The 12,002-nt window shown below is 43.7% G+C and carries 9 protein-coding genes and 2 pseudogenes; 8 read left to right on the forward strand and 3 right to left on the reverse strand.

Annotation, left to right across the window (positions count from 1 at the left end):
- Positions 1 to 124: 124 nt before the first annotated feature.
- The 5 genes from HWQ23_RS21835 to HWQ23_RS21855 all read left to right on the forward strand — a co-directional run bounded on the left by HWQ23_RS21835 (position 125) and on the right by HWQ23_RS21855 (position 3,377).
- Positions 125 to 349, forward strand: coding sequence for a hypothetical protein (locus tag HWQ23_RS21835; protein ID WP_292832671.1), 225 nt, complete (start codon positions 125 to 127; stop codon positions 347 to 349).
- Between the two features lie 164 nt (positions 350 to 513).
- A complete protein-coding gene (locus HWQ23_RS21840; RefSeq protein ID WP_292832674.1) occupies positions 514 to 867 on the forward strand; it encodes a hypothetical protein in 354 nt (117 codons plus the stop codon).
- A 186-nt stretch (positions 868 to 1,053) separates the two neighbouring features.
- Positions 1,054 to 1,242 carry a DUF4089 domain-containing protein gene (locus HWQ23_RS21845; protein WP_292832677.1) on the forward strand — a complete coding sequence of 63 codons (189 nt, stop codon included), beginning with the start codon at positions 1,054 to 1,056 and terminating at the stop codon, positions 1,240 to 1,242.
- Positions 1,243 to 1,313: 71 nt separating this feature from the next.
- Positions 1,314 to 1,970, forward strand: coding sequence for a DUF4328 domain-containing protein (locus HWQ23_RS21850; protein WP_292832680.1), 657 nt, complete (start codon positions 1,314 to 1,316; stop codon positions 1,968 to 1,970).
- A gap of 9 nt (positions 1,971 to 1,979) precedes the next feature.
- Positions 1,980 to 3,377 carry an AtzE family amidohydrolase gene (locus tag HWQ23_RS21855; protein ID WP_292832682.1) on the forward strand — a complete coding sequence of 466 codons (1,398 nt, stop codon included), beginning with the start codon at positions 1,980 to 1,982 and terminating at the stop codon, positions 3,375 to 3,377.
- Positions 3,378 to 3,727: 350 nt separating this feature from the next.
- Here the strand turns inward: HWQ23_RS21855 and HWQ23_RS21860 are convergent, their stop codons facing one another.
- Positions 3,728 to 5,314, reverse strand: a complete 1,587-nt coding sequence (locus HWQ23_RS21860; protein ID WP_292832684.1) for a GMC family oxidoreductase — start codon at positions 5,312 to 5,314, stop codon at positions 3,728 to 3,730.
- A gap of 260 nt (positions 5,315 to 5,574) precedes the next feature.
- Between HWQ23_RS21860 and nrdJ (HWQ23_RS21865) the strand changes: the two are divergent.
- From nrdJ (HWQ23_RS21865) to HWQ23_RS21875, 3 genes and pseudogenes are all read left to right on the forward strand, one after another.
- A pseudogene (nrdJ, locus tag HWQ23_RS21865) lies at positions 5,575 to 6,825 on the forward strand (ribonucleoside-triphosphate reductase, adenosylcobalamin-dependent); the annotation flags it as partial.
- A 285-nt stretch (positions 6,826 to 7,110) separates the two neighbouring features.
- Positions 7,111 to 8,184, forward strand: a pseudogene (gene nrdJ / locus HWQ23_RS21870) (ribonucleoside-triphosphate reductase, adenosylcobalamin-dependent); the annotation flags it as partial.
- 414 nt (positions 8,185 to 8,598) lie between these two features.
- Complete coding sequence (locus HWQ23_RS21875; protein WP_292832686.1) at positions 8,599 to 9,612, forward strand: zinc-dependent alcohol dehydrogenase family protein; 1,014 nt, start codon at positions 8,599 to 8,601, stop codon at positions 9,610 to 9,612.
- Positions 9,613 to 9,763: 151 nt separating this feature from the next.
- Here HWQ23_RS21875 and HWQ23_RS21880 read toward each other — a convergent pair whose 3' ends face one another.
- Positions 9,764 to 10,435, reverse strand: coding sequence for a glutathione S-transferase family protein (locus tag HWQ23_RS21880; RefSeq protein WP_292832688.1), 672 nt, complete (start codon positions 10,433 to 10,435; stop codon positions 9,764 to 9,766).
- Between the two features lie 362 nt (positions 10,436 to 10,797).
- Positions 10,798 to 11,925, reverse strand: coding sequence for an aryl-sulfate sulfotransferase (locus HWQ23_RS21885; protein WP_292832691.1), 1,128 nt, complete (start codon positions 11,923 to 11,925; stop codon positions 10,798 to 10,800).
- Positions 11,926 to 12,002 lie beyond the last annotated feature (77 nt).

The raw sequence follows: 12,002 nt of genomic DNA on the forward strand, positions 1-12,002 counted from the left end.
CTCTTTCTGCTCAAGCTTGTGCAATTACGGTATGGTTATCAAAACCGAATCCTTGCGATTGGCGCTCAACTAGCATAGCTGTCATCAGGGCAAATCGATTATTTATTTAGGTAGTAAATTTAGCGTGCAAAAATCTCCAGATGAAATCAGGTCTAACTTAGTAAGATTAATTCAAGATTCTCAAGATACTTATCCAAATTTGGCATCCAGGCTAAGGGAAATGAGTAGATGGATTGCTGATAAAAAATCTGGACAACTGGTATCTAAAAAACACGTAATGCTTCTTTTGGAAGAGTTGATAGAAGATGCAACATTTTGGCTAGAAAACCAAAGCAGCAAAAATGGTTAGATACTTTACAATATTGGGGAATTGATCGGGGTTTGTTTGTAAGTTACAACCCAACAGTCCATCAAATTGAGTCAAGAATTGGACAAGAAGCATTCCAGTGTAGTGACGAAATCCCGAAAAACTGTTATTCTAAAATTGATATAGACAGATAAGCAGTTAAAGCCATGATGTCCTATCAAGTTGAAATTCCCAAAGAACAGAAAGTTACTAGAGCAAGAGTTGCTCTAGAGAGCGCCAGAGAGTTAAGACGCTCTAAAAGGCTTATGGGAGTTGATGCCATATACCAATTTGTTAAGGACGTTGATGGAGAGTGGCTAGAAAATTGGACGGATATATCGGATGCTGAGATAAAGGCAGAAAGGGTCAAAATAAGTTCTGTCCAAATAGAACTCCTTGTTTTTGAGTTTATGCTGTATGTCGCAATGTTATACGCTTTTTGTGTTTTGGTGCTAAACCAAATGGATTCGGTAAATTTTGCAAAAGCAAAGAACAGGGACTCAATTACATCGCTATGTTAGTCCAACAGACAAATTTTAAATCAAATAAATAATAAGAGACAAAAAGCTTTAAGGTATCTTAAAGCTTTTTGTTTTATACAGGTCACAGGTCGGCTTGCCGCAGGCTACCGCAGAGGCAATAGAGTTGCCAGTGTGTTGGGTGGGTTAAGAGACTTGTAGCAACTAGGGCGGCACAGAGGAGGAGAGATGAGAAGAGAAGGGTTTGATGTGGGTGAGTATGTTGACCAAATGGCGTTGTTGTTGGATTTGGAGTTAAGAGATGAGTATCGTGATAGTGTGGTGGCAAATTTTGAGAGAATTAGAGCGATCGCTAATCTTGTAAATGAGTTTCCCCTAGCGGAGGATATTGAAGTTGCACCAGTGTTTGAACCATGATGGCTTCAAGAATAGCTATGTTGATGTTTGAGTAATTTTACTTAGTTTTAAGTATAACTAACAATACTAAGATGTTAGCCGACTATACCTTGGAAAATCAGATGAATAATTTCAATGCTGCTAGTTCATTGAAGTCTGCGGGTGTCGGTAGATTGTTGGTGCGGTTGCTTTGGGTGCTGTTAGGATTTGGTATTGCTTCTACACTATTATCTTTGTTGCAAGTCATAGCACAGCCACTTTATCAGCTACTTGCTTCTCTTGATGCACTGATATCAATAGTTACATTGCTGTTCAGTTTAACTTCAATCATTGTTTTTATGATTTGGCTATATCGTCTCCATGCCGATTTAAGGAATCTCTTCAAGGAATATCCGATTACGCCAGGAGGTGCGATCGCGCGGTTTTTAATTCCTATATATAGTCTTTGGGGAATAGCTAACACGTTGTCTACTTTTGCTGATCGATTTAAAGTGGAAGGTGATGATTTCACACGTTTGAGTGAACAAGTGCGATCGTTAATAAGTCCGCTATATGGTTTTATGATCGGGTCAAACGTTTTGAATCGTATCGCTTTTCAAGAAGCTGCTAAAAATCCTCAAGATAAATTTCTGCCTTTTTGGTTTTTATTCTCTTGTATTTTAGGTTTAGGTATTACGGCTATTTTGCTACAACTAGCAAAAACTATGCAGACTGCTATTACTCAAAAAGCTAAACGCGCTATCTCCTAATATTCCAGCATGAATTTTGATTCAGCCGATGCCATAACAATATCAACTGCTGTGCGTGAAGGTAAAGTTAGCGCGGTGGAAATTACTCAGGCTGCGATCGCCCGAATCACCGCGTGGGATAATCAACTCAACTGTTTTACGGCTGTGACTGCTGAAACAGCTTTAACAGATGCAGCCCGCATTGACAGGGAAATTTCCCAAGGTAATCATCCGGGAATGCTTGCGGGTGTGCCTTTTGCGGTGAAAAATCTCTTCGATATCGCTGGTTTAAGGACTCTGGCGGGATCGAAAATCAATGCAGAAAATCCAGCAGCTAGCCAAGATGCAACAGCAGTAGCGAAGCTGAAACAAGCGGGTGCTGTGCTGGTTGGTGCTTTGAATATGGATGAGTACGCCTATGGGTTTGTAACGGAAAATTCCCATTATGGTGCTACTCACAACCCCCATGATTTACAGCGAGTTGCTGGTGGTTCATCGGGTGGTTCGGCGGCGGCTGTTGCTGCTGGGTTAGTACCGTTGACGCTGGGTTCTGATACTAATGGTTCTATTCGCGTTCCGGCGGCGTTGTCTGGTGTTTTTGGTTTCAAGCCGACTTACGGACGCTTATCTCGTGCTGGGGTAGCTTTATTTTCTAGCAGTTTTGACCATATTGGATCTTTTGCGCGTTCGGTGCAGGATATCGCCACGGTGTTTGATGTGCTTCAGGGAGAAGACGATCGCGATCCAATTTGTACAAAGCGCCCGCCTGTAGAGACGTTATATATAACGTCTCTACATCAAGATATTTCTGATATCAGAATTGCCATTGCTGCTGATTATTTCACCAAAGGCGCAGAACTGGAAACTTTAGCAGCAGTGCAAAAAGTAGCTGATGCAATAGAAGTGACTGAATATGTAACGATACCAGAAGCACACCGCGCCCGTGCAGCAGCTTTTGTGATTACAGCTAGCGAGGGCGCAAATCTGCATTTGCATAAGTTGCGATCGCATCCTCAAGATTTTGATCCAGCAACACGCGATCGCTTTTTAGCTGGGGCGTTAATTCCTAGTAGCTGGTATCTCCAAGCACAACGCTTTAGAAAATGGTATCGCGATCGCGTTCGCGAAGTCTTTCAAAATGTGGATGTAATTCTTGCCCCAACTACACCAATTTCCGCACCGCTAATTGGTCAACAAACGATGATTTTGGATGGCGAAGAAATTTTTGTCCGTCCACATTTAGGGTTATTTACTCAACCATTATCTTTTATTGGTTTACCCGTTTTATCAGTACCAATTCAGTGCCCAAATGCTTTACCTTTAGGTGTGCAATTGATCGCAGCACCATATAATGAAGCGTTAATTTTACGGGTTGCGGCTGCGTTAGAGGCAAAGGGTGTAATTTCAGCACCAGTGATTTTCAACTAGACCGTCAGGAGTGCGATCCAAAAATACTCACAAGCTAACATTTTTTTAAGCTGTGGTTACAAACGCTCATGAATATATAAGTAAACTTAAAGCTGTGGTAACGACAGCTTAAGCATTAGTTATAAGTAGTCATAATATATAAGTAAACTTGAAGCTGTAGTTAATACAGCTTAAGCATTATTTATAAAGACTCATAATGTTATAAGTAAATTTGAAGCGGTAGTTCATACAGCTTAAGCTGTGGTTATAAATGTTGAAGCTGTAGTTAATACAGCTTCAGTTGTGGTTATGAATGTTGAAGCTGTAGTTAATACAGTCTTATGTTATCTCCAGGCGATCGCGCCAGCGAGTTAGTTTGCCATTGCTGAAGCTACTTGCGATGAAACGCCACCTGCGGCTTTAATTAAATCGGCTCCTTTCTCGCCGATCATAATCGTCGGCGCATTCGTATTGCCCCCGATCAGAGTTGGCATGATCGATGCATCAACAACCCGCAACCCCGTAACACCGCGTACCCGGAGTTCGGGCGAGACAACCGCCATTGGGTCAGTTCCCATTTTGCAGGTGCCAACAGGATGATACCCCGTAACGCAAAATTCCCGGATGTAAGCTTCGAGTGCTTCATCGCTAATCACCTCAGCACCGGGACTGATTTCCTCACCTCGAAACTGATCAAAGGCACTTGTATGAAACAATTTACGCATTATTTTAATCCCAGCAACTAGCTTTTGGACATCGGATTGACTTTGTAGAAAGTTCATCCGAATAATCGGTGGGTCTTTGGGGTCAGGCGAGAGCAAACTGACACTGCCAATGTTTTGGGGATGAGTCAAACTGACTGTAACAGTGAATCCCAAACCGGAGAGGGTTTGGCCAGGAGATATCCACAGAATGGGACCGAAGAAAAACTGTAAATCTGGCGTGGCATCCAGATTACCTTCGGTATGCAAAAACAATCCGGCTTCAGCGTTACCATTACTGGTAATTGCCGGGTCTAACCCAGCAATTACCTCGTGTGCCACAGGACTGGTAATTATCTGGTGTGCCACAGGAACCAGAGAGTGGTCTTGGAGGTTTTGACCGACACCAGGCAAATCAACGACGACAGGAATCCCCATTGCTTGCAGGTGTTCTGCATCGCCAATGCCGGAAAGCATCAGCAGCTTGGGCGAATCGAATGCACCAGCACTTAAAATCACTTCTTTGTTGACCCTGGCTTGGTGCAGCGTTCCCTCGTGCATATATTCCACGCCAATGGTGCGGGTTCCCTCAAACAATAACCTCCTCACCAACGCTCCTGTCATCGTTGTTAAATTGGGACGCTTGAGAATTGGCACCAGGAATGCAGCAGCAGCACTGTGACGTTTACCATCCTTGACCGTCAACTGATAAATTCCCGCACCTGATTGCTGTATCCCATTGAAATCAGGATTGTGGTTATATCCGATTGCCACGGCTGCTTCTACAAATCGTTGGGATGCCACAGTAGGGGCTTGAATATCGGTCACGCTCAACTCACCATCAACCCCGTGGTATGCGTCGGCACCGCGTTGCTGGTTCTCAGATTTCTTGAAATAGGGCAATACATCTTGGTAACTCCAACCAGGATTTCCCAATGACTGCCAGTGGTCATAATCGTGATGATTGCCCCGGATATAAATCATGGAATTAATCGAACTGCTGCCACCCAAGACTTTGCCACGGGGACAAAAGATTTTGCGGTTATTCAGGTACGGTTCTGGTTCAGAGAAATATCCCCAGTCCAGTTCTGAGCGAGGTAGGTTGGGGGATGACAACGGGATTTGAATCTCTGGTTTAGTATCTGGGTTGCCAGCTTCGAGTAATAATACGGTTGTTTCACTATCTTGTGTCATCCGGTTGGCGACAACGCAACCTGCCGAACCCGCACCAATCACAATATAGTCATATTGAGTCATGACATCCTCGCTTGTAAATTCAACTGCTTTAAGAAATGGTAATGCTAGTAATGAACGGGAGAGTTAAAATGTGCTAATTAATACTCGATATTGAGATACTACCCAAGGGTGAGGGACATTATACATCATAAATTTATGTTGCAAATAGTACGGTCTATCCCTAGCGTAAAGTGGACAATTTGACAATCTTTAATACTAAAACTACTTGGCGTATAGTCATAATCTGTCCGCACGCAACAAGAACGCAAGACACTTGATATATGGTTCGAGAACTCGAAAGAAAACGCCAGAGTGCAAAATTTCCCGAAACTGCACCGGCTGCTAATCCCGTATTTTTTAGAACCTATAGCCGCCGTACAAAGGCGGGACTAAGGGAAACATGGGATGAGGTATGCGATCGCACTCTACTGGGCTTAGTCGAGTTAGGAAAGCTAACTCAAGAAGAAGCTCTCATACTGGATAAGATGCAGCGCAACTTGAAAGCTATGCCCAGTGGGCGCTGGCTATGGGTTGGTGGTACAGACTGGATCACCAAGCCAAAGAATTTTTCCGGGGCTTATAATTGCACCTCTACCAATCTCCAAGACTGGAGTGCCTTCGGATTAATGATGGATTTGGCAATGATGGGCTGTGGGACTGGAGCCGTCCTAGAACCACATTTTATTAACCAGTTGCCCCCCATCCGTAATCGGCTAAATGTCACTGTACAAGGTGAAATTGGCAGCACTCCTGTGCAACAACGGCGTGAATATACTGAAACTCATATAGAAGGCAATAACGTCACTATTCACGTTGGAGATAGCCGTGAAGGTTGGGTTGAATCATATCAAACCCTATTAGAACTTTCCACTGATGAACAATTTGGCAAGGTAGAGACGCAAAATTTTGCGTCTGTACAAGTGTTAGTTGATATCAGCGATGTCCGCAAAGCCGGAGAAACTCTCAACGGCTTTGGAGGAGTTGCTAACCCTGTTAAATTGCCCGGACTTTATCAGCGTTGCGCCTCCATCCTGAATAAAGCTGTAGGACGACAATTAAATTCAGTTGAATGCTGTTTGTTAATCGATCAAGGTGCTGTCACAATTGTTGCAGGTAATATCCGAAGAAGTGCGGGGATGCGTCAGTTTGATTCTGGCGATCATCTAGCAGCCACCGCCAAAGATAATTTATGGCAGCAAGATGAAAATGGCAACTGGCGAATTGATCCAGAGCGTGATGCACTCAGGATGGCAAATCATACGAGAGTTTTTCACCGCAAGCCAACCTTAGAAGAATGTCTGAATGCCGTCCGCAAACAGTATTATAGTGGCGAGGGAGCGATTCAATGGGCTGGTGAAGCCGTGGCGCGATCAAACATTGATTTGCTGCCAACACAAGCTCTGAAAGTTAATTTTTTGCAAGCTTATGAACAAGGAACAGCAAAACAGTGGTTACAGGAACGCTATCCTCAGCTTGATGCTAATGAGCTAGAACATCGTTTGGCTCGCTATGGGCTAAATCCGTGTGGTAAGTGATTTTGCCTCACGTTAAAAACCTCGCAAAAACGGGGAAAGCTGAGATGCTAATCCCGTGGTAATCAAAGGAACTAAAAAGCCTTTGACACCGTACAGCGTAGAGAGTGAAACTAGATTACATCCAAAACTGTTGTCTAGAATATAATCTCTCCAAGAGTGCGGGGGCGTATGTGAAAAACACTTTTATTATCTGAAGTCACATTTGCAAAATGTACGCGGAGCTACTGCAAATAATCAAGCAGTAGAACTAGGGGATAAAAAGCCTCTAGGTTAACAAATCTGGAAATCATCGGTAGTAATTTTCACTGCAATTTGTCAGAGGTTCACCTCAATCAAATTGACCCACATAACTACAAAGAACAAAAGGAGGCTTTCACTGCTGGGGCGCTATCTGTAGCAGCACTTTTAAATCACAAATTTCTGGAACCACGCTATCAATACAGCCGTGAATTAGACCCGATTGTGGGGGTTTCTTTTACAGGTTTATTTGATTTCTTTGTCCATGCTTTTGGTGTTGATTGGCTGCGCTGGTGGGAAGCAGGAAGACCTGCAACTCCACAAGGATTAGCTTTCAAGCGCGAGGAAGAAAAATATCTAAGTTCCTGGAAAGATATTGTACATCGGGTAGTTTGGGATTATTGCGATCGCCACAATCTCAAACGTCCCAATCGTTGCACTACTGTCCAACCCAGTGGCACCAAGGCTTTATTAACTAATGCTAGTTCAGGATGGCATCCCCCGAAAGCGCAAAGATTTATTCGCCGGATAACCTTCGGCAAAAATGACCCAGTAGCCTTAGCTTGTATTGACTATGGTTACAACGTCATTCCCTCTCAATCAGACAAAGATGAACAAGGCAATTTGCTCAATGATCCCTTTGATCAAAGGGTGAGTGAGTGGTTAGTAGAAATCCCTGTTTCTGTAACTTGGGCTGATTTACCAGGAGCTGATGAAATTGATGTTTCTAAGTTTTCAGCCTTAGCCCAATTTGATTTTGTCCTCCAGGTTCAACGTTGGTATGTGACTCACAACACATCAGCTACTTTGGAACTTCGCTCTGATGAAATCGAACCTTTGGGACAGCGCATCTATGAAACTATCCAGAATGATCAAGGATATATTTCAGCCGCTCTTTTAGCCCGTTTTGACGATTTGCAATCATTCCCACGTTTGCCATTTGAACCAATAGATAAGCCAACCTACGATCGCTTGAATCAAGAGGTGAAAGCACGGCGCAAAACAGATGATTTCTGTGCAGTCTTAAGCCGCTACGATTTAGGCGAAATGACAGAGGCTGGCCCTAGTGGTTGTGACTCTGATAAGTGTATGTTTCCCGATCAGCAACCAAACTCATAAGGTGAAATAACTATCAACTTAGAGTAGGCACTATTTATCTATTACAATAAACAGCAGTGGTTTAATTTCAGATTAAACTACTGCTTTTTAATTATTCCTTTTCCCCTCTTCATACCATTTCTTTATAAGGCTGCACTAAACCCTTTTAACTTCTTTCTTTCTTCTCTACGAGACGCTACGCGAACGTGTCCTTCTCTACGAGACGCTACGCGAACGCGTCCTTCTCCCAAGGGGAGACGCTAACGCGTAGCTTGTCCTCCGCAGGAGTACGCGGTTCGTTTTTCTTCATTCTTTCTTGTACTTAAATATGGTTTAGCGCATATTCATACAGAATTAGTATCAGTAATTATTTTGGTGTAGAAAATCAGCACAAAATTTCTCTACACTATAATCTTTGGCAAAAGGAGTCCGCCAATGAAAGCTTACGAAATTCAAAGCAACGGCGGGATTGATGCTTTGGCATTAGTCGATCGCCCTGAACCAAAACCAGCTGCGGGACAAGTTCTCGTTCAAGTCAAAGCAACATCCCTAAATTACCGTGATCTACTTGTCGCCGAAGGAGCTTACGGTGCTGGACAGAAATATCCGTTAATTCCCCTGTCTGACGGTGCGGGAGAAGTTGTGGCGCTGGGCGAAGGTGTGACACGAGTGAAAATAGGCGATCGCGTGGCTGCTACTTTCTTCCAAGACTGGATTTATGGCTCTTTAACCAAAGAGAAAATGAAATCCGATCTCGGAGGTGGTATCGATGGAATGCTGGCTGAATATGTCGTATTACACCAAGATGGTTTAGTGATATTACCAGACTATTTATCCGATGTTGAAGGCGCGACTTTGCCCTGTGCGGCAGTCACAGCTTGGCATGGACTGGTAACAAAAGGAAATATTCGCGCAGGTGATAGCATTTTGTTACTCGGTACTGGAGGAGTTTCAATTTTTGCTCTCCAGTTTGCCAAGATACATGGTGCTAGAGCGATTATTACTTCCAGCAGTGATCAGAAATTGGCGCGAGCCAAACAGCTTGGTGCTGAGGAGACAATCAACTACAAAACAACGCCAGATTGGGAAAAGCAAGTTTACCAATTAACCAATCGCACGGGTGTAGATCATGTAGTTGAGGTAGGCGGTGCAGGTACTCTGCCAAAATCGCTACAAGCAGTCCGCATTGGAGGACGTATTAGTTTGATTGGGATATTGTCAGGCAGAGGAAATGAAATTGACCCAATGCCAATACTTTTTAAGAGTTTAACAGTTCAGGGAATTTATGTTGGCAGTCGGGAAATATTTGAGGCGATGAATCGGACGATGCAACAGCATCAAATAAAACCGATTATTGATCGAGTTTTTCCCTTCACTGAAGTGCGGGAAGCTTATCATTACCTCAAAAGTGCGGCTCACTTCGGTAAAGTAGTAATTCATAATTCGTAATTCGTAATTCATAATTCGTATTTAACTCGTTCCCATGCTCTGCATGGGAATGCATTTATTGAGGCTCTGCCTCAAGTCTAAAAAGGCGGAGCCTCCAGAAACCCATTCCTTGGCAGAGCCAAGGAACGAGAGGAACGGCGGGGAGTGTCAATTAAACAGCAGCGAGAGCAGGCGCAGCGAATTTAGCATATCGCTCAATGTAGAATTCTTTAGAGTGAGCGATCGCCTTCACAGACTCACGCTCTTTCAAAGCACGTTTCCACTGGCGTAGACGGGTAAATTCCTCTGGCACCCCAAAGCCGCGATAGTGCTTGAGTGCAGCCCAGCGCTCAAACCACGGAAAATAGGTGAAATCGACCACACTGATGGATTCGCCAAACCAGTAGGGGCCTTCTCCAGATAGCTTTGCTAGACCTTCGTTTTCAATGAATTCTAGGTGTTTGTATAGTTCCTGTTTAGCTTCTTCTTGTTTTTGGGGATCTGAACTCCGCAACAGGGTAGAAAAAGCAGGAACGAACCTGGTGTTAGCAAAATCGATCCAGATGCGAGCCTGTGCCCTAGCAATGGGGCTGCTGGGTAACAGTGGCGGATTGGGAAATACCTCATCAAGATACTCGTTAATTACTGCTGATTCCCAAACTCGGTTATCGCCATGAGTTAGTGCAGGCACTTTACCATAGGGGGAAACTTTGGTAAAACCTTCAGGCTTATTCTGCAAATCAATCTCAATCAAATCGAAGTCAATACCTTTCTCTTGCAGTACCAAGCGGGTACGGTGAGCATAAGGGCAAACAACTGCACTGTATACTTTAATTTCAGCCATGTTTAAGTTCCTTAGTAAATAGGACTTGTTAATCGGCATTGGGAATTGAATTTTCATCCAAAATCCCAAATCTTAAATTGTTAGTGTCACAAAATCTCTTTGAAGCGAATGTAGTGTGAAAAATTATTAACACTAACCAAACTTCTAAATTTGACTATTAGGTAAAGTTAGAGGTTGTTTGAAAAGTATTGGGCGAATAGAATTCGCTGTTTTTAACCCAGGATCGGTAGCTTTTGTCTGTGTAGCCGTGACTTCTAGTCGCCCGGCTTTTCAAACAACCTCTTAGGGCATTGAGCATAAGAGGCAGAGGGGAAAAACTTACTGCAACTTCTCCTCTGTTTCCCCTGCGTCCCTACCTTCTCCTAAAGCCAAGGCACTTCTTCAGGTGCATAACGGAAGGCGCGGAAGACTGTATTTTGCTCCCCACGAGTTACCGGCGACTTCTCACCTGGAATATTCCGAGATGCAAAGTGGGGATTGATGTATTCCCAAACAATTTCCCCTGCAATTGTCACCTCGAATATCCGACCGTAAGCACCTTCTGTAATCAAGGTATTGCCATTCGCCAAACGTTGCGCTCCTGATATGTAGGAACTAAAGAAATTTTGGGGCGGGTTATCGGTGTATTCCCAAACAATCTCTTTTGTTTGGCGGTTCACCTCAATCACACGGGAGAAATTGAGAGCAATGTTACGGCGATGTGCGCCATTGTCGAAAATCAAGATATTACCGTTAGCTAATTCGTTCGGGAAGTGCTGCTGTGCTAGTACGTCATCGCCCAACGTCCAGATGATTTCTCCAGTTTTGCGATCGATAATGACAACTGTCGATATATTACGAAAGCTCACTATAATGTTGCCATCAGCGAGTTCACCGACGGTATTCCCATGAGTCCATTCATGTCGATGATCCTGCGAAGTAATCGTAAATATATCTGGATCAAGATGTTCGTGGGCGTGCCAAGTCCAAACAATTTCACCTGCTGGAGTCACTTCATAAAGTACATCAGCATAGATATCACCATTTGCTTCTGTACCTGGTACGCCGCCTTTGATCCGGGGTATCAAAGACTGAGGTATCTTTTCAATCGCTAGTAGAATTATGTTGCCATTGGCTAGTCTGCGTCCATCGTGATGGTGATCTGGATGCTTATATTCCCAGATAATATTCCCTTTGGGATCTGCCTCTAAAACAACGCCACTTTTGAATGCAGCCCACAAAGCAAAACGTAGTGGTTCTTCTGGTTGAGTCTTACCGTTATAAAAAAGGTTGCCATTGGGCAAGAGATAACCATATAACCCTGGTGGATATGGCAGATTCCACTGGTGTACTACTTCTCCTTCCAAGTTCAGCAGGTAGACTTCACCTTTACCTGTCAGGGGCGTGAAAAGTGTGTATCCTTTGAATACTTTTTCGGGATTGTAAGCTCTTAAACCAGTACCCCGACGACGAATAGTATTCTGATCAACCGATGTTGCTGTAAAAGTCATATTTTACCTCTTCTGGCAAAGGGAGAGTATAACGCCAACGTCCACACGTAGCTTGTGTTTCAGACGGGGATTTAAAC

It is taken from the genome of Nostoc sp. JL33 (genome assembly GCF_017114985.1).
Taxonomy (GTDB): domain Bacteria; phylum Cyanobacteriota; class Cyanobacteriia; order Cyanobacteriales; family Nostocaceae; genus Nostoc.